The following is a 17,544-nucleotide window of genomic DNA, read 5'->3' on the forward strand; positions in this document are numbered from 1 at the left end:
AATTATCCACGAACGGGGGGGGGGGGCGGGGGGGTTGTTCTAGCCGCGGCGCCGCGCGTTCCACAGGAAGGCGGCCAGCGCGGTGGTTGGGAGTGCCGCACCGAGCAGCGCCACGGCAGGCCAGCCGGCCGCTTCGTAGAGCGGACTGGCGACGGCCGAGCCGAAGGCGCCGCCGACGAAGATGCTGGTCATGTACAGCGCGTTCAGCCGGCCGCGGCTCTTCGGGTCCAGCGCATAGATTTCGCGCTGACCGAGGACCATGTTCATCTGCACGGCGAAATCCAGCAGCACGCCGGTGATCGCCAGGCCGACCACGCTGTAGCCCGGCCCGCTGAGGCCCAGCAGGAACGCCAGCGGCGCCAGCCCCATGGCGAGCATTGAGGCGCGGCGCGTGTGGCCGGCGTCCGCCAGGCGGCCGGCGAGGGGCGCGGCGATCGCACCGATCGCGCCGACCAGGGCGAACACCGCGATGGCGCTCTGCGACAGCCCGTGCTGGCGCGCCAGTTCGATCGGCGCTGTGGTCCAGAACAGGCTGAAGCCGGCGAACATCAGGCCCTGGTACAGCGCGCGCTGGCGCAGTACCGGCTGGCTGCGAAGCAGGCCGATGAGCGAGTTCAGCAGTTGCGCGTAGCTGGCCTTGTGGTCCGGCTCGTGGCGCGGAATGGTGAAGAAGATCACCAGCATGATCGCCAGCATCACCGCCGCCGCGGCGAGGTAAACCGCGCGCCAGCCGAAATGGTCGGCGATCACGCTGGCCAGGGGGCGGGCCAGCAGGATGCCCAGCAGCAGGCCGCCCATGATGTTGCCGACGACGCGCCCGCGGGTCGCTTCCGGCGCCAGGTGCGCGGCGAGCGGCACCAGGATCTGTACCGACACCGAGCTGAAGCCGATCAGCAGCGACAGCGCCAGGAAGGTGTTCGGCTGGCTGGAAAAGCCCGCGGCCAGCAGGCTCGCGGTGGCGACCAGCGCGGTCGCCAGCATCACCTTACGGTTCTCCAGCAGGTCGGCCAGCGGGACCAGGAACAGCAGCCCCGCCGCGTAGCCGATCTGGGTCAGCGAGACGATCAGGCTGGCGCCATGCGGCGAAAGCCCCACCGCGGGCGCGATGAGCGCCACGATCGGCTGGGCGTAGTAGAGGTTGGCCACGATGGCGCCGCAGCAGAAGGCGAACAGCAGCACCATGCCCTGGGTGAGCGGGTGGGGAGCCGCGGCCGGGTGGGGTGTTGAATCGGTCATGTCGGGTTCTCGGTGAACGAAAAGGGTGAAGCCACGTTAAGTCAGGAGGTCGTGGGGGAGAATCGGGTCGCCGTGCAATGCAGCATTGCTCCCGGCACAACGTTCAGTGTCGCTGGAGCAGGTCCTCGAGCCAGTCGAGAAACGCCGCGACCCGTGCCGAGCCGCGCTGGTTGGGCAGGAAGAGGGCGTTGATGCTGGCTTGCGCCTCGCCCGGGTTGATCTGCTGCCCGGCGAGCAGGCGGACCAGCCGACCGCTGTCGACGTCCTCGCGCACCAGCCAGTCGGCCAGCAGGACGATGCCGGCGCCGTCGAGCGCCATGCGCCGCAGCACATCGGCGTTGTTGCTCTTGAAGCGGCCATGGACGTCGACGCGAACCTCTTCGCCGGTCTGGCGAAAGGTCCACGCCGGGCAACCGTTGGCGTAGTCGAAGCGCAGGCAGGCGTGGGCCAGGAGGTCGCCAGGGCGCTCTATCGGCGGGTGCGCGGCCAGATAGTCCGGGCTCGCCAGCAGCCAGCGCTGGAAGTGCCCGAGGGTGCGGCTGATGACGTCCGCACTGACCACCAGGCTGCCGAGGCGCACCGATACGTCGACCCGTTCGCTCTGCAGGTCCACCACCTTGTCGGTGAGCGTCATGCTCAGCTCGATGCGCGGGTAACGCTGCAGGAAGTCCAGCAGCCGCGGCGCGATGATCTGCCGGCCGAACTCCACCGGCACGCTGATGCGCAGCTGCCCGCTGGGTTCGCTGCCACGGTCGGCGACGGCGGCGTCCGCCCGTTCGACCGCGGCGAGTATGTCGCGGGCATGCTGGTAATAGGCGTTGCCCGCCTCGGTGACGCTGACCCGGCGGGTCGAGCGGTTGAGCAGGGCGGCGCCCAGCTCGGCTTCCAGGTTGTCGATGGTCCGCGTCACCGAGGAGGTGGCCACGCCGAGCTGGCGCGCGGCAGCGGAAAACCCGGCGGCTTCGACGGCTCCGACGAACATCCTCAACGCCAGCAGCTTGTCCATGTGCACTCGTTGCCCGTGGCGAAAACAGGCTGCAAGCATACCGGCGCAGACGCCCTTGAAAACACCGCCAGGCAGCGTCGCCGGGAAATAAGCACATTCGTCCAATTCGCCGTAGGCGGCGATCACTAGGGTATTACCGAGTATCGAGCGCGTTGCGATGCAGGGGCTGCTCGATCCGAACCCCTAGCTACCCAGGAGTGAACCATGAGCACTGCCAAACCTTACAACCGCCTCAACAAGGACGACGCCGTCGTTCTGCTGGTCGACCACCAGACCGGTCTCATCTCGCTGGTACAGGACTTCTCGCCGAACGAGTTCAAGAACAACGTGCTGGCGCTGGGCGATCTGGCCAAGTTCTTCAAACTGCCGACCATCCTCACCACCAGCTTCGAAAACGGACCCAACGGCCCGATGGTTCCGGAACTCAAGGAGTTGTTCCCCGATGCGCCGTACATCCCGCGTCCGGGCCAGATCAACGCCTGGGACAACGAAGATTTCGTCAAGGCCGTCAAGGCCACCGGCCGCAGGCAACTGATCATCGCCGGCGTCGTGACCGACGTTTGCGTGGCGTTCCCGACCCTTTCGGCGCTGGCCGAGGGCTTCGAGGTGTTCGTCGTGACCGACGCCTCCGGCACCTTCAACGAAACCGTGCAACAGGCCGCCTGGGCACGCATGACCGCTGCCGGCGCCCAGCTGGTGAACTGGTTCTCGGTCGCCTGCGAGCTGCAGATCGACTGGCGCAACGACATGGAAGGCCTGGCCAACCTGCTGTCGCCGCGCATTCCGAACTACCGCAACCTGATGAACAGCTACTCGGCGCTGACCGCCAAGTAATACCGCTGTCACTTCGAGACGAATGCCCGCCGCGTGCGGGCATTTTTCTGTCTGCAGGAATGCGCTACCGCGTGCCGGAGAGACGGCAGTCAGGCGGTTGTCATGGGGATAGACTACCGTTGACGCAGCTACTCCCCTCATTTGTCGACGGAGACTTGGTCATGCCCGAAGAAGCGGAACTCAGTAATGCATCGCGGGGCGATTCCCCGGACGCCGACTGGCTGATACGCAAGGTCATACTGCTCGCCAACATGGGCATTCCCACGCCGATCACCCTGACCATCCCGGCCGGGCTGGTCTCCGGCATCCTCATCAGCGGCAAGGAATACCTGGACGCGTTCCACGCGCAGCTCACTGGCTACTGGGACCAGGCCGCGGCGGCGAAGATGCTCGAATACGTGCAGGAGTGGAAGGCAATCTACGAAGTGCCGGTCAAGGGCGACGACGAGAAGAACATCGCCTACATCCACCTGCGCGACGCCAAGGTCTTTACCGGCGGCCAGTTCGTGCCCACCAACGAAGGCGTGCTGTGGCGTGGCAAGATCACCTCGATCAGCGGATTTACAATCGGCATCGTCGACGAAACCGACTGAGCGTTCAGCGGCAGACGCAAGCCCCGCCCAGGCGGGGCTTTTTCATGGGCGGAGGGGCGAGCGGCCGATAGGCCGATAGGCCGTGCATGCGGGACACGGTTCGCCGGCCTGTCCCGCTGCCCGGCCGCCTTTCCCTTGATGGGCGAGGGCCGCGCGTTCAGAGGCTCGGGAGCAACTGGCGTATGTGTTCGGCCAGCGCGTCCACCAGCGGCGTCGGTTGCCCCTGGCCAAACCTCAGGGCAATGCCGACGCTGGGCAGCTCGGGCAGGGCGGCGTCGCCGGCGAGTATCTGCAGGTCGGCCGGCACCGAGGTCTGGGTCAGCACCGCCACGGCCTGGCCGGAGCGTACCAGGGCGATCAGCCCGGCCAGGCTGCTGCTGGCATACGCGATGCGGTACTCGCGGCCGAGCGCGCGCAAGGCGTTGCAGGCGGCCAGGTGATCGAGGGTGTCGGGCTGCGAAAGCGCCAGCGGCAGGGGCGCGAAATCCGCTGCCCCGGGGCCCGGACAACCGACCCAGACCAGCGGTTCGCGACGGATCACCGCCTCGTCGCTGCCTTCGGCCAGCGAAATCAGCGCCAGGTCGAGAGCGTGTCTGTCGATCTGTTCGAGCAGGCGCGGCGTCGGCGCGCAGACCACTTCCACCGATGCCTGCGGGTGCTGGCTGGCGAAGCCGCGTAACAGGTGCGGCAGGAACACCGCGGCGTAATCGTCTGGGCAGCCGAAGCGCAGTGTCCCGGAAAGGCCTCTGCCCGACAGCTCGGCCAACGCTTCGTCGTGGTGGCGCAGAATGCGCTGCGCGTGATTGAGCAGGCGCTCGCCCTGGTGGGTCAGCAGCACGCCGCGTCCCGTGCGTTGCAGCAGGGGCTGGTCGACGATCTCCTCGAGACGGCGGACCTGCTGGCTCAATGCCGATTGGGTGCGGCCGATGCGTTCCGCCGCGCGGCTGAGCGAGCGGGCCTCGGCGATCATCACGAAGGAGCGCAACAGCTCGATGTCCAGCGAAAGCGCCAAGGTATAAGCCTCCTTGCTGGCTCGTATAAGAACTATTCGTTTCAGTTAATACCTTGGCCTTCCTAGACTGCAAGTCGCCGATGCCCGACTGCAAGGAGATGGTCCATGTCCGCGAACGACGATCCGACCTTCTGGCGCAACGCCCGCCAGCACCTGATCCGCTACGGCGGCACCTTCGAGCCGCTGATCATCGAACGCGCCGCCGGTAGCTTCGTCTATGACGCCGACGACCGCGCGATCCTCGATTTCACCTCCGGGCAGATGAGCGCGGTGCTCGGCCACTGCCATCCGGACATCAGCGCGGTGATCGGCGAATACGCGCAACGGCTCGATCACCTGTTCAGCGGCATGCTCTCGCGCCCGGTGGTGGAGCTGGCGACGCGCCTCGCCGAGAAGACGCCGGCCGGTCTGGACCGCGCGATGCTGCTCAGCACAGGGGCGGAATCCAACGAGGCGGCGATCCGCATGGCCAAGCTGGTCACCGGCAAGTACGAGATCGTGGGGTTCGCCCAGTCCTGGCACGGCATGACCGGAGGCGCGGCGTCGGCCACCTACAGCGCCGGCCGGCGCGGCGTAGGACCGGCGGCAGTCGGCTCGTTCGCGATTCCCGCGCCGTTTCCCTACCGCCCGCGCTTCCAGCGCAACGGCGAGTTCGACTGGCGGGGCGAGCTGGATTACGCCTTCGACCTTATCGATCGGCAATCCAGTGGCAACCTGGCGGCGTTCATCGCCGAACCCATCCTCAGCTCCGGCGGGATCATCGAGCTGCCCGACGGCTACATGGCGGCGCTGAAGCACAAGTGCGAAGAGCGCGAGATGTTGCTGATCCTTGACGAGGCGCAGACCGGCATCGGCCGCACCGGGATGATGTTCGCCTGCGAGCGCGAAGGCGTCACGCCGGACATCCTGACCCTGTCGAAGACCCTGGGCGCCGGCCTGCCGCTGGCGGCGGTGGTCACCTCGGCGGCGATCGAGGAGCGCGCCCACGAACTCGTCTACCTGTTCTACACCACCCATGTCTCCGATCCGCTGCCCGCCGCGGTCGGCCTCAAGGTGCTCGAGGTGGTGGAGCGCGACGGCCTGGTGCAGCGCGCCAATCTGATGGGTGCGCGCCTGCGCAACGGGCTGCTGGCGCTGCAGGAGCGCTTCGACTGCATCGGCGACGTGCGCGGCCGTGGGCTGCTGCTGGGCATGGAAATCGTCAAGGACCGGCAGAGCAAGGAACCGGCCTCGGAGCTGGGCAGCGCGATCACCCGAGAATGCATGAAGCTCGGACTGAGCATGAACATCGTCCAGCTGCCGGGCATGGGCGGGGTGTTCCGCATCGCGCCGCCGCTGACGGTCAGCGAGGCGGAAATCGACCTCGGCCTGGCGTTGCTCGGGCAGGCGATGAAGAACGTGCGCTAGCCGCCGCTGGCGTTCATGAAGCGCGCCACCTGCACGTCGCCGGCGAGGCTGAAGTCGTGGCCGGCGGCCTTCTCCAGCACGGCGCCGTCGATGGCCGCGTGCAGGGCGCGGTCGTCGGCTCCGTTGCGCATCAGTTCGCGCAGGTCGAGGGCCTCGGCATGGCCCAGGCACAGCAGCAGGCGGCCTTCGGCGGTGATGCGCAGGCGGTTGCAGCTGGCGCAGAAGTTTTGCGAGTGCGGCGAGATGAAGCCGACCCGCGTGCCGGGATGGTCGGCCAGACGCAGGTAGCGCGCCGGGCCGCCGCTGCGCTCGTCGCAGTCGATCAGCGCATAACGCCGGGCGATCAGCGCGCGCACTTCGTCGCTGGAACAGAAACGCTCGCCGCGCGAATGGCCGACGTCGCCCAGCGGCATTTCCTCGATGAAGCTGATGTCCAGCCCACGGGCGATGACGTAGTCGACCAGGTCGAGCACTTCATCGGCGTTGCGTCCCTTCATAACCACGGTGTTCAGCTTGATCCTGGCGAAGCCGGCCTGGCGCGTGGCTTCGAGACCGTCGAGCACGCGCTGCAGATCGCCGTTGCGGGTGATCGCCCGGAAGCGCTGTGGATCGAGGCTGTCGAGGCTGATGTTGAGCCGGCGCACACCGGCGGCAGCGAGCGGCGCCGCGAGCTTGACCAGCTGCGAGCCGTTGCTGGTCAGCACCAGTTCGTCGAGCCCGGGCAGGGCGGCGATGCGTTCGCAGAGCCCAACGATGCCTGGACGCAGCAGCGGCTCGCCGCCGGTGAGGCGGATCTTCCGGACGCCGCGGCCGACGAACAACCGGGCCAGGCGATACAGCTCCTCGAGGTCGAGCAACTGGCGGCGCGGCAGGAAGTGCATGTCTTCCGCCATGCAGTAGACGCAACGCAGGTCGCAGCGATCGGTGACCGACAGGCGCAGGTAGTCGACCGTGCGGCCGATGCCGTCGCGCAGCAAGGCGCCCACCGTCAGCCGGGCAACAGGAAGGGATTGAGGCCGCTGCGAGCGAAGCCCTCGCGCTCCACGTCCGCATCCAGCGCGAGGCTGGCGAGGTCGTCGGCGATGGCTTCGAGCTGATGATCGCGATCGAGGTAGAGCACCTTGAGGTAACTCTCGCACTCGTTGCAGCTCTCCGCCTTGATCGTGGCGTTCTCGCTGTCCAGCGACCAATAGTCGAGCGGCCCGGTATGCTCGCAATTGCTGCAGGTGGCGCGGACCATGTGCCAGCGGCTTTCGCACAGGCCGCAGTGCAGGTAGCGCAGGCCGTCGATGATTACGCTGACGGCGGGTGACTGGGCGCACACCGGGCACAGCTGGCGTTGCCCGCCGGGGCCGGCGCTGGCATGCAGCGGCAGGCGCGCGGCCAGTTGCGTCCAGTACAGCGACAGGGCGCTCCAGAGGAACAGCGCGCGGTCACTGCCGACCTCCGCATGGCGGCCGCCGAGCAGGGCGTCGGCCAGCGTTTCCAGTTGCGCGGGCGAGTGCTTGCGCAAGCCTTCCAGCACCTTGCGCACAGGCGGGGTGGCGTCGCCCAGCAACTCATCGGCGAGCCCGTGCAGCAATTGCTGCCAGTACGGGGCGCGCGGCAACCTGAGGGCGTCCAGGGGTGCGCCGTCGTCGGGCGCCAGCCGCGTTCCGACCTCCGCGGGCAGCGGTGCGCGTTCCAGCAACCGCTGCTGGGCAGCGGCGATGCGCGCGGCGAAGTTCAGGTAGTCAGCCATCGCGTGGCCCTCGGCGAGGGCCCGCAGGCGCGAGGCGCGACGGCTGTAAAGACCGTCGAGACGTGGCAGCAGCAGCGGCTCGATCCGGCCGATGCCGCCGCGGGGCTGCTCGACCGGGGTCAGCCTGATGCTGTTCATGGTGCGTCCTTCTTGCCGGTGACCTGGCGGTACCAGCGCGGGTGGTGGGTGCGCGCCCATTTGCGGCTGACGTAGCCGCTGGACATGGCGTCCACCGAGCCCTTCACCCAGAAGGCCAGGTAGATGTGGCCGATCACCAGCAGCATCAGCAGGATGCCGGCGAGGGCGTGGAGGAACAGGCCGATACGGATCGTCGGAATCGAGAACAGCGGGGCGAAATACGGCCGCCAGATCAGCACGCCACTGACCAGCAGCAGCGAGATCAGGCCCATGATTCCCCAGAACAGTACCTTCTGCCCGGCGTTGTACTTGCCGGTGTCCAGCTCTTCGTTGTGATCGCCCTTGAGCACCTGCCCGATTTCGGCGAACCACTTGCTGTCGCCGGGTTCCGGGAGGTTGTGGCGCACCAGCCGCATGAACAGGTAGGCGAGGAACAGGAAGATCAGCACACCCATGAACGGGTGCAGGATGCGCGCGAGCTGAGGGCCGCCGAGCAGGTTGTTGAGCCAGCTCAGCGAGGGGAAGAACCACGACAGGCCCGACATCGCGACGAAGAAGAAGCAGACGACCATCAGCCAGTGGCACATGCGTACCGTGTAGGGCGTGCGCAGGATCGCGTTTTTCCGCTTCATGCCTGTTCCTCCTCGTCTTCTTGTTCAGGGTCCAGGGTCTGCGCGCCGACACCGACGTAATGGAACAGGGTGCCGGCGATGGTGGCGAAGAAAGCCGCCGCGGCTATCGGTTTGAGCCAGCCTTTCCAGCCCTGGATCGCGGTGCTGATGCGCGGGTCCTTGGGCAGGTTGTGGTACAGCTCGGGCTTGTCGGCGTGGTGCAGCACGTACATCACGTGGGTGCCGCCTACGCCTTGCGGGTCATACAGCCCGGCGTTGGCGAAGCCTCGGCCGTTGAGCTCGGCCACGCGCTGGCCGGCGAGGAACTGCATGTCGGCCTTGCTGCCGAAGTTGATCGCGCCGGTCGGGCAGGTCTTCACGCAGGACGGCTCCTGACCGACCGATACGCGGTCGACGCAGAGCGTGCACTTGTAGGCCTTGTTGTCCTTGCCGCTCAGGCGCGGGACGTTGAACGGGCAACCGGCGACGCAGTAGCCGCAGCCGATGCAGTGCTCGGACTGGAAGTCGACGATGCCGTTGGCGTACTGCACGATCGCGCCGGGGCTCGGGCAGGCCTTGAGGCAGCCGGGATCGGCGCAGTGCATGCAGCCGTCCTTGCGGATCAGCCATTCCAGCTTGCCGGACTCGCTGTTCTCGTACTCGGCGAAACGCATCAGCGTCCAGGTTTCTGCCGACAGGTCGCGCGGGTTGTCGTAGACGCCGAAGTTCTCGCCGACCTCGTCACGCAGGTCGTTCCATTCAGAGCACGCCACCTGGCAGGCCTTGCAGCCGATGCAGATGCTCACGTCGATCAGTTTGGCCACTTCCGCCTGCTGGTCGCGGGCGTGGGGCGGCGGGGTCAGCGCACTGGTGGCGGAGCGTTTGATGATGTCTTGGGACTGCATGGACATGACGGGTTTCCTCAGGCCTTCTCGACGTTGACAAGGAAGGCCTTGTATTCCGGGGTTTGCGTGTTGGCGTCACCCACGCGCGGGCTCAGGATATTGGCCAGGAAGCCTTTGCGGGTTACCCCCTCGAAACCCCAGTGCACCGGGATGCCGACCTGTTCCACTTCCTGCCCGGCCACCTGCAGCGTCATCACGCGCTTGGTGACCACCGCCTTGCCGCGGATGTAGCCGCGCTGGCTGGACACCTTGACCGTGTCGCCGGCGGCGATGCCCTTGCTGGCGGCGAGCTTCTCGCTGATCTCGACGAACTGCTCGGGCTGCACGATGGCGTTCAGCCGCGAGTGCTTGGTCCAGTGGCGGAACATCTCGGTGATCGAGTACGACGTCGCAACGTAGGGGAAATCCTCGCGGCCGCCGAAGCTCGGCAGGTCGTCCTTGAAGATGCGCGCCACCGGGCTCTTGCCGCTGCCGGAATGCAGCGGGTTGGCCGGAATCGGGCTTTCCTCTGGCTCGTAGTGCTCGGGGAACGGGCCGTCGACCAGCGCACCCATCGAAAACAGGTGGCCGACGCCGTCCTGCAGCATGATGAACGGGCTCACGCCGCTGTTCGGCGGCGAGCCGGCCGGATAATCGGGCACGTCGGCGCCGGCCCAGGTGGCGCCGTCCCAGTGCAGGAAGGCGCGTTTCGCGTCCCATGGCTTGCCGCTCGGGTCGGCCGAGGCGCGGTTGTAGAGCAGGCGGCGGTTGGCCGGCCAGGCGAACGCCCAGCCCGGCGTGTTGCCGAAGCCGGTATCGGTGTTGTCGCGGCGCGCCATCATATTGCCGGCGGGCGTCCATTGCCCGGTGTAGATCCAGCACAGACTGCTGGTGCTGCCGTCGTCGCGCAGGTGGGCGAAGCTGGACAGCAGTTCGCCTTTTTTCGCGATCGGCTTGCCGCTGTCGTCGTAGAGATCGGCCAGCGCGTAGCCGTTGATCTGCTTGGCCAGCTCTTCGGAGTGCGGACTCTTCGGGTCGTGGTAATGCCAGTCCAGCTTCAGCAGCGGCTCGGGGCAGGTGCCGCCTTCCTGCTGGTACAGCTCGCGAATCCTGGTCATCAGGCTGCCGAGTATCTTGCCGTCGTGTTGCGCTTCGAACGGTGGCGGCTGCGCCGCGGCGTGCCATTGCAGCCAGCGGGCGGAGTTGGCGATCGAGCCATCCTCCTCGGCGAAGCAGGACGACGGCAGGCGGAACACGGTGGTCTGGATCTGCGCCGGATCGACGTCGTTGAACTCGCCGTGGTTCTGCCAGAAGGACGAGGTCTCGGTGGTCAGCGGATCGATCACCACCAGGTACTTGAGCTTCGCCAGGCCCTCACGCACCTTGCCGGAGGACGCCGCGGCGGCGATCAGGTTGAAACCCTGCACGATGTAGCCGTTGACCTGTCCCTTGTGCATCTGCTCGACGTAGGCCATCACGTCGTAGGCGCGGTCCCATTTGGGTAGCCAGTCGTAGCCGAAGTCGTTCTCCGCGGTGGCGTTCTCGCCATACATGCCCTTGAGGAAGCTGACCATGAACTTCGGCGTGTTGCGCCAGAAGTTGATCTGCTTGTCCACCAGGGTCTTGGGCGTGCGCTCGTCCAGGTAGGCCTGTAACGACTGCTGGCTCTCGCTCGGCAACGTCAGGTAGCCCGGCAGCATGTTCGCCAGCACGCCGAGGTCGGTGAAACCCTGCACGTTGGAGTGGCCGCGCAGCGCGTTGATGCCGCCGCCGGGCATGCCGATGTTGCCGAGCAGCAACTGCACGATGGCGGAGGCGCGGATGATCTGCGAGCCACCGACATGGTGCGTCCAGCCCAGCGCGTAGAGGATGCTGGTGGTGCGGTCGGGGACGCTGGTGGACGCGAGCTTCTCGCAGACGTGCAGGAAGTCCTTTATCGGCGTGCCGCAGATGCTGCTCACCATTTCCGGGGTGTAGCGCTCGACGTGCTGCTTCAGCAGGTTGAACACGCAGCGCGGGTGCTGCAGCGTCTCGTCGCGCAGGGCATAGCCATCCTCGCCCAACTCGTAGGCCCAAGAGGCGCGGTCGTAGGCGCGCTTGGTGGCGTCGTAGCCGCTGAACAGACCGTCGTCGAAGCCATAGTCCTCGCGCACGATCAGCGGCGCGTTGGTGTAGGCCTTGACGTACTCGTGCTGGATGCGGTCGTTGTTCAACAGATAGTGGGCGACCCCAAGCAGGAAGGCCGAGTCGGCACCGGCACGGATCGGCGAATAGAAGTCGGCCACGGCGGCGGTACGGTTGAAGCGCGGGTCCACCACCATCAGGTGGGCATTGTTGTGGATCTTCGCCTCGACCGCCCATTTGAAGCCCACCGGATGGGCCTCGGCCGGGTTGCCGCCCATCACCAGGATGACGTCGGCGTTCTTGATGTCGACCCAGTTGTTGGTCATCGCGCCGCGCCCGAACGAGGGGGCGAGGCCGGCGACCGAGGGGCCATGGCAGAGGCGTGCCTGGTTTTCCAGATGCACCATGCCCAAGCCGCGGGCGAACTTGACGTCGAGGATGCCGGTTTCATTGCTGGCGGCAGACGAGCCGAGGAAGCCGGTGCTGGCCCAGCGGTTGACCCGTTGGCCCTTCTCGTTCTTCTCGACGAAGTTGGCGTCGCGGTCGTCCTTCATCAGACGGGCGATGCGCTCGATGGCCTCGTCCCAGCCGATGCGCTTCCATTCGTTGCTGCCGGCCTCGCGGACTTCGGGGTATTTCAGGCGATCCGGGCTGTTGATGAAGTCCACCAGCCCGGACCCCTTGGGGCACAGCGAGCCGCGGCTGACCGGATGGTCCGGGTCGCCCTCGACGTGAAAGATCTTGCCCTTGGCGTTCTTCGCACCGTCGCCGAGGCTGTACAGGAGCACCCCGCAACCGACCGAGCAGTAGGTGCAGTTGTTGCGGGTCTCACGGGCGCGCAGCAGTTTGTACTGGCGCGACTGGCTGGCGAGGGCGACGCCGGGAGCGAAACCAAGGGTCGCGGCGCTCGCGCTGGCGGCACCGACGGTGCATAGCTTGAAAAACTGTCTTCTGCCGATCTGCATATCGATCTCCCCAAAACGGCGCATCACGGTTTGCGCCGGAATGAGCGTGTGCTTGTGGCCACGCTCTGCTTTGTCTTTGTCGTTCTGTCAGGCCCGAACCTGTCCGCAGGTAGCTTTCGCCGGGCTGGCGTCGTGGCGTTTCAGCCGCCGGGTGCCGGGCTGTAAACGCGTGCAGCGCTGCGCTGTGGCAGGTGGATCAGGTTCAGGTTGTGCCGCCGCGCCCAGTCCACCGTCAGTGCCGTTGGCGCGGCGAGGCTGACCAGGGTGCCGAGACCGGCGCGCACCGCCTTGTGCAGGAGTTCGAGGCCACAACGGCTGGTGACCACCGCGAAGCCGCGAGTCGCGTCGATGCGCTGGCGTTCGAGCGCGCCTATCAGCTTGTCGAGGGCGTTGTGGCGGCCGATGTCCTCTCGGCATAGGCGTATCTCGCCGTGGTCATCGACGAACAGCGCGGCATGCAGCGCGCCGCTTCGCTGCGCCAGTGACTGAGCAGCGCCGACGCGCTCGCGCAGGCCTCGCAGATGAGTAGCGTCGGGTAGCGGCGAGCGGGGCAGGTTGGCGAGGGTTGGCAGCGCCTGGTCGAGGCTGTCGACACCGCAGAGTCCGCAGCCGCTGCTACCGGCCAGTTGCCGGCGCTGCTGCTTCAGCTGCCAGAAGGCGCGGCTGCCGATGAGCAGGTCGACGTGCCAGGCGTCACCGTATCCTTCCATCCGAATGTCGTAGATTTCGTCGATCCGCTGGACGGTTCCGCTGGTTCGGGTGAAGCCGACCACGAAATCCTCCAGTGCCTCGGGCGTCACCATCATCACCGCGTGCGCCAGGCCGTTGTAGCTGATAGCCAGCGCGACTTCGCTCGCCAGGGAGGCTTCGCCGGACGGTTGGGAGCCGTCTATCTCGGCATATCGGTACGCACGGGAGACGTCAGGAAGCGCCTCCGTCTGAGGCGTGGACCGGCAATTGGAGATCGGCGTCGGCATGAAAAAACACACTGCGGCAATTTGGCGGTGGCGAGTTTATATCCTCTTTAACTGTAAGGCTAATAGACCTTCGGACATCTACCCATCTTTCGATCAGGCAACTTCCGGGGTCATCTCGCCTCCTATGTTTTCAACGGCCGCCCGCGCCGCGAAACGAGGAGAGTCCGTCATGGGTCAACGCGTTTTCGATAATCACCGTGCCTGGTCCGGTGCAATGCAGGATGGCAACACCATCAAGGCCTTCGTGATGGTGCTTGGCGAGAAGGGGCTGCATGACGGGGTCTACGAGATCACCGCCAACGTCGAATTTCCTGATCTGCCAACCGCGGAACGCACGGCGGCGGCCATCATCGACCGCATCACCACCATCGACGAAGAGGGCATTCCCTGTTTTGGCGCGGATGACGAACCGGACGAGTGACGTCGCGCATAGTTGAAGGCTGTATGGATGAACAGTTATCATCGCGCCGTCCCCAAATGGCCAACGCGACACTCAGGCCGTCGGCAGCCCGTTCCGGGGCCTGCCGCTTTCTCATTCAGCCTCGTCTGACGCGGGGCGCAAAAAAAGGGCTGACCTCGCGGTCAGCCCTTTTTCATTGGGAGTGGAAGGGCGCTCAGTGGCCGTGTAGGGGGCGGCCATGGCCGTGGCGGCGACGCTCGACAGGCGGTTCCTGCGGCTTCTGCTTCGCGGTTGGAGAGTGCCGGCGGGTCAGCCGCAACATACCCCAGAGCATCGCGAGGGCAACCGCCATCCAGGCGCATATCAGCATGACGATCATGAGTACGGGAGACATCGTCTTATCCTCGGTAACGGAACGCGTCCGTGTATGGAGTAGACCCTGGCCGGCGAAAAGGTTTCCCCCGCATGCGGCCATGGGCCATCCCCACCGCCCAACGGCACCTTTAGATGCGCCGAAGGTATTCTTGCCTCCGCCTGCGCGCTGGCCGATGCTGGCGGCTCTCGTCTCAAGGACCGCTGCATGACCGATATCGCCGAGCACGCGCCCGTTATCCAGCGCCGCATGACGCTGGACAACGGCCTGGCCGTGACGCTGCTGCAGGTGCCCCAGGCCCTGCATTGCGCGGCTTGGGTGCGGGTGGCCGCCGGCAGTCACGACGAGCCGCGCGAGTATCCCGGGCTGGCGCATTTCCTCGAGCACCTACTGTTCCTCGACAGCGCGGGGTTCCCTGCCGACCAGGGGCTGATGGCGTTCGTACAGGGCGCCGGCGGTCAGGTGAATGCCAGTACCCAGGCGCGCCACACCGATTTCTTCTGCGAAGTGCCTCCGCTCGCGCTAGACGGCGCGCTGGCGCGGCTGTTCGAGATGCTGGCGCGCCCGGCGCTCGATCCGGGGGCGCAGAGGCGCGAACGCGAGGTGCTGCAGGCCGAGTTCCTCGCTCGCGCTGAGCACCGCGAAACGCTGATGGATGCGGCGCTCGGCCTGGCGCTCGCGGCGCATCACCCGTTCGGTGACTTCCATGCCGGCAACCGAGACACGCTGCCGGTGGAGGAGGAGACGTTCCAGCTGGCGCTGCATGGCTTCCATCGGCGCTTCTACCATGCCGGACAGGCGCATCTGCTGATCGCCGCTGCGCAACCGCTGGACGCCTTGGCGGCCCTCGCCGAGCGGCATGGCCGACACCTGGCGCCAGGGGCCCGGGTCGTCGCCCGGCCGCCGGCTTTACGGCTGGAAGCGGTGCATGTCGAGGTGCAAGCTCCTGGTCCGACGCAGCTCGCGCTGTACTTTCCGCTGCTGCTGCCGACCGCGGCGGACGCCGCGCTGGAGTGCCTATTCCGGGTGCTGCGTAGTGCCGCGCCGAACGGCCTGCAGGCGACGTTGCGCGAGCGGAGATACGCCGACCGGGTTTCGCCGCGGTGGGTTTATCGGGCGGATGATCAGGCGCTGATCGCCATCGATATCGAGGGCGCGGCGGCCGATGAGGCGACCTGGCGCGAGATCGTCACGCTGCTGTTTTCGTGGCTGGAGTTCTTCGCCGCCCGGAGCGACTGGGCAGACGTGCGCGAGCAGGAGTCCCTAATCCGCTCCGTTCGTTGGCAGACCTGCTCGGCCCTCGATGCGGTGCGAATGGCGGTCGAGAAGGGCGGCAACGAGTCTGTCGAGGCGCCTGCGTTGCTGGCGCAGTTGACGCCAGGCGCGCTGGTGTCGGTGGTCACTTCAATGCGCGAGCAGCCGTTGCTGGAGCGGCCGGGTTTCGCGTTGCGCGCCCGATGCTCGAAAGGGTTGTCCCGCGCGCGCAGCGTGCCCGTTGCCTGGTGCCTGCCCGAGCGCAACCCGTTCCTGAAGTCGGCTGCTGCGCCGCGCGCCGTATCTCCAATACCTGCGGGGCTGCGCTGGCAGAACGACGCCGGCATTCCGCCCGGGCACGCGGCGCTGTTCCTGCGCTGGCGCTGGCCGACGGCGGTCGCCGGTGTGTTTGCCAGAGCCGCGCAGGCGGCGCTGGCACCGCTCGTTCAGGCCGCCAGCGAGGCCGGTGTCGAGGTGCGCTTGCAATGCTCGGCGCGGGCCTGGTTGCTCAGCCTTGGCGGCCTGGCCAGCGTGGTGGATCGGGTTCTGCCGGAGGTGCTGAAAAACCTGCGGCAGCCCGCGGCGGACGACTGGCGCAACGCGCTGGACCCCGCGCCACGAGCTGCCGGCGGGATGCTCCTGCGGCAGTTGCTCGATGAACTGCCTGGCACGCTGCAGGGCGCGGTGCCGTTGGCGGAATTGCCGGCGGACGCGCTTCCCGGCGCGTGGAGGGCGCTATACCACCAGGCCCGCTGGGTCGCCTTCGGTCTGGGCCAGCCTTCGCCAACGATCAATGCCGTCCTGGGCGAACTGCCGGGCCAGGGGCTTTTTGAGGGGGTGTCGGCGGCAAACGTTCGATCCACCTGCCGCTGGATCGAAGTGGCCGGGCAGAAGGAGCAGGCCTTGCTGCTCTTCGCCCGGCAAGCGGGCCTCGATGCCCCGGCTGAAGCCGCCTGGCGCTTGTTGGGCAATGTGCTGCAGGGAGCCTTCTACACGCACATGCGCACCGATTTGCAGCTGGGTTACGGCGTCTATTGCGGCTATCGGCAGGTGGGCGAGGAGGCCGGTCTGCTGTTCGCCGTGCAGTCTCCGAACGCCTCGGTGGCCGAGATTTTCGGGCATCTGCTGGCATTTCTCGACTTGCAGCGAGAACGCCTTGGGCAACTCACCGACGAGGCGCTGGAGGCATTCCGCGAACCATTGGCGGCGCAGTTGTCGCAGCCGCCCGCGACCTTCCGCATCCTGGCCGAAGCGCGCTGGGCGCTGTACGCCCAGGCGGGCAAGCAGCCGGCCGATAGGATCGCCCGGTGTGTGCGGGAGATGGGTCGTGCGGCGTTGCTCGACGCCCTGGCTTGCGTGCGCCAGGCACAGGCCGGCTGGTTGGCGCTGGCCAACGCGGCGCCACCGGATGCGCGCTGGTCGCTCGGCTGAGCGGCGTATTGCGGTCGATTGACGCGCAGCGGGGCTGTGCTTCCCATCCAGTCGCCGCTAATTCCGGGCTTTCTGCGCGCCGGCTTGACGCTCTCAAGGGAGCCATCTACTACCAATTGACGAGTCGTGGTCGGCCTCCGGCGGAATAGGCTAGAGCGCAGGACACCGATCAATCGGGATCTGCTCACCGAGCGGATCAGAACAACAACGAGGTAAGCATCATGATTTATGCCCAACCCAACACCCCTGGCTCCGTCCTCACCCTCAAACCGCGCTACGGCAACTATATCGGTGGCGAGTTCGTGCCGCCGGTGGACGGCCAGTACTTCACCAACACCTCGCCGGTGAACGGCTCGGTGATCGGCGAGTTTCCGCGTTCCTCGGCGGCCGACATCGACAAGGCGCTGGACGCCGCGCACGCCGCCGCCGACGCCTGGGGCAAGACCTCGGTGCAGGACCGTTCGCTGATCCTGCTGAAGATCGCCGACCGCATCGAAGCCAACCTCGAGTTGCTCGCCGTCGCCGAAACCTGGGACAACGGCAAGGCCGTGCGCGAGA

15 protein-coding genes are annotated in these 17,544 nt (G+C 66.8%); 6 read left to right on the forward strand and 9 right to left on the reverse strand.

From position 1 onward, the window contains the following. Positions 1–39 precede the first annotated feature (39 nt). Complete coding sequence (locus QMX85_RS21300; RefSeq protein ID WP_282344236.1) at positions 40–1,236, reverse strand: MFS transporter; 1,197 nt, start codon at positions 1,234–1,236, stop codon at positions 40–42. 103 nt (positions 1,237–1,339) lie between these two features. Further along, entirely contained in the window at positions 1,340–2,242 is a 903-nt protein-coding gene (locus tag QMX85_RS21305; protein WP_282344238.1) for a LysR family transcriptional regulator, read from the reverse strand. Positions 2,243–2,446: 204 nt separating this feature from the next. On the opposite strand from QMX85_RS21305, the gene ycaC reads away from it, so the two are divergent. Further along, positions 2,447–3,076 carry an isochorismate family cysteine hydrolase YcaC gene (gene ycaC / locus QMX85_RS21310; protein ID WP_282344240.1) on the forward strand — a complete coding sequence of 210 codons (630 nt, stop codon included), beginning with the start codon at positions 2,447–2,449 and terminating at the stop codon, positions 3,074–3,076. A 161-nt stretch (positions 3,077–3,237) separates the two neighbouring features. Further along, positions 3,238–3,669: a hypothetical protein gene (locus QMX85_RS21315; RefSeq protein WP_090229137.1), complete on the forward strand. Its 432-nt coding sequence runs from the start codon at positions 3,238–3,240 to the stop codon at positions 3,667–3,669. A gap of 157 nt (positions 3,670–3,826) precedes the next feature. Here the strand turns inward: QMX85_RS21315 and QMX85_RS21320 are convergent, their stop codons facing one another. Next, positions 3,827–4,681, reverse strand: coding sequence for a LysR substrate-binding domain-containing protein (locus QMX85_RS21320; protein ID WP_282344243.1), 855 nt, complete (start codon positions 4,679–4,681; stop codon positions 3,827–3,829). 105 nt (positions 4,682–4,786) lie between these two features. Between QMX85_RS21320 and QMX85_RS21325 the strand changes: the two genes are divergently transcribed. Then, positions 4,787–6,088 (forward strand): aspartate aminotransferase family protein, encoded by a 1,302-nt coding sequence (locus tag QMX85_RS21325; RefSeq protein ID WP_282344245.1) that lies wholly within the window; start codon positions 4,787–4,789, stop codon positions 6,086–6,088. Here the strand turns inward: QMX85_RS21325 and moaA are convergent. The 6 genes from moaA to fdhD all read right to left on the reverse strand — a co-directional run bounded on the left by moaA (position 6,085) and on the right by fdhD (position 13,528). Beyond that, positions 6,085–7,065 (reverse strand): GTP 3',8-cyclase MoaA, encoded by a 981-nt coding sequence (moaA, locus tag QMX85_RS21330; protein ID WP_282344247.1) that lies wholly within the window; start codon positions 7,063–7,065, stop codon positions 6,085–6,087. The genes QMX85_RS21325 and moaA overlap by 4 nt on opposite strands. Positions 7,066–7,076: 11 nt before the next feature. Further along, positions 7,077–7,967: a formate dehydrogenase accessory protein FdhE gene (gene fdhE / locus QMX85_RS21335; RefSeq protein ID WP_282344249.1), complete on the reverse strand. Its 891-nt coding sequence runs from the start codon at positions 7,965–7,967 to the stop codon at positions 7,077–7,079. After that, positions 7,964–8,599 carry a formate dehydrogenase subunit gamma gene (locus QMX85_RS21340; protein WP_282344251.1) on the reverse strand — a complete coding sequence of 212 codons (636 nt, stop codon included), beginning with the start codon at positions 8,597–8,599 and terminating at the stop codon, positions 7,964–7,966. The genes fdhE and QMX85_RS21340 overlap by 4 nt, the downstream gene beginning before the upstream one ends. Then, the gene (gene fdxH / locus QMX85_RS21345) at positions 8,596–9,483 is read right to left on the reverse strand and encodes a formate dehydrogenase subunit beta (protein WP_273229345.1); all 888 of its coding nucleotides are present in this window, start codon (positions 9,481–9,483) and stop codon (positions 8,596–8,598) included. Before fdxH ends, QMX85_RS21340 begins: the two co-directional genes overlap by 4 nt. Positions 9,484–9,500: 17 nt before the next feature. Further along, positions 9,501–12,551: a formate dehydrogenase-N subunit alpha gene (gene fdnG / locus QMX85_RS21350; protein WP_282344253.1), complete on the reverse strand. Its 3,051-nt coding sequence runs from the start codon at positions 12,549–12,551 to the stop codon at positions 9,501–9,503. Positions 12,552–12,691: 140 nt separating this feature from the next. After that, positions 12,692–13,528 carry a formate dehydrogenase accessory sulfurtransferase FdhD gene (gene fdhD, locus QMX85_RS21355; RefSeq protein WP_282344255.1) on the reverse strand — a complete coding sequence of 279 codons (837 nt, stop codon included), beginning with the start codon at positions 13,526–13,528 and terminating at the stop codon, positions 12,692–12,694. A 169-nt stretch (positions 13,529–13,697) separates the two neighbouring features. On the opposite strand from fdhD, the gene QMX85_RS21360 reads away from it, so the two are divergent. The 3 genes from QMX85_RS21360 to QMX85_RS21370 form a co-directional block, all read left to right on the forward strand. After that, positions 13,698–13,949, forward strand: coding sequence for a hypothetical protein (locus QMX85_RS21360; protein WP_273229137.1), 252 nt, complete (start codon positions 13,698–13,700; stop codon positions 13,947–13,949). Between the two features lie 559 nt (positions 13,950–14,508). Then, on the forward strand, positions 14,509–16,986 hold the full coding sequence (gene pqqF, locus QMX85_RS21365) for a pyrroloquinoline quinone biosynthesis protein PqqF (protein ID WP_282344259.1): 2,478 nt from the start codon (positions 14,509–14,511) through the stop codon (positions 16,984–16,986). Positions 16,987–17,207: 221 nt separating this feature from the next. Then, positions 17,208–17,544: aldehyde dehydrogenase family protein (locus QMX85_RS21370; protein WP_282344262.1), on the forward strand; the 337-nt coding region annotated here is incomplete at its 3' end.

The organism is Pseudomonas sp. PS02288 (assembly GCF_029959715.1).
Taxonomy (GTDB): Bacteria; Pseudomonadota; Gammaproteobacteria; order Pseudomonadales; family Pseudomonadaceae; genus Pseudomonas_O; species Pseudomonas_O kuykendallii.

Bases quoted from the DNA above. Each gene is read 5' to 3' on its own strand.
- QMX85_RS21300 (WP_282344236.1), bottom strand. From the start codon at position 1,236: ATGACCGATTCAACACCCCACCCGGCCGCGGCTCCCCACCCGCTCACC.
- QMX85_RS21305 (WP_282344238.1), bottom strand. From the start codon at position 2,242: ATGGACAAGCTGCTGGCGTTGAGGATGTTCGTCGGAGCCGTCGAAGCC.
- ycaC (WP_282344240.1), top strand. From the start codon at position 2,447: ATGAGCACTGCCAAACCTTACAACCGCCTCAACAAGGACGACGCCGTC.
- QMX85_RS21315 (WP_090229137.1), top strand. From the start codon at position 3,238: ATGCCCGAAGAAGCGGAACTCAGTAATGCATCGCGGGGCGATTCCCCG.
- QMX85_RS21325 (WP_282344245.1), top strand. From the start codon at position 4,787: ATGTCCGCGAACGACGATCCGACCTTCTGGCGCAACGCCCGCCAGCAC.
- fdhE (WP_282344249.1), bottom strand. From the start codon at position 7,967: ATGAACAGCATCAGGCTGACCCCGGTCGAGCAGCCCCGCGGCGGCATC.
- QMX85_RS21340 (WP_282344251.1), bottom strand. From the start codon at position 8,599: ATGAAGCGGAAAAACGCGATCCTGCGCACGCCCTACACGGTACGCATG.
- fdxH (WP_273229345.1), bottom strand. From the start codon at position 9,483: ATGCAGTCCCAAGACATCATCAAACGCTCCGCCACCAGTGCGCTGACC.
- fdnG (WP_282344253.1), bottom strand. From the start codon at position 12,551: ATGCAGATCGGCAGAAGACAGTTTTTCAAGCTATGCACCGTCGGTGCC.
- fdhD (WP_282344255.1), bottom strand. From the start codon at position 13,528: ATGCCGACGCCGATCTCCAATTGCCGGTCCACGCCTCAGACGGAGGCG.
- QMX85_RS21360 (WP_273229137.1), top strand. From the start codon at position 13,698: ATGGGTCAACGCGTTTTCGATAATCACCGTGCCTGGTCCGGTGCAATG.
- pqqF (WP_282344259.1), top strand. From the start codon at position 14,509: ATGACCGATATCGCCGAGCACGCGCCCGTTATCCAGCGCCGCATGACG.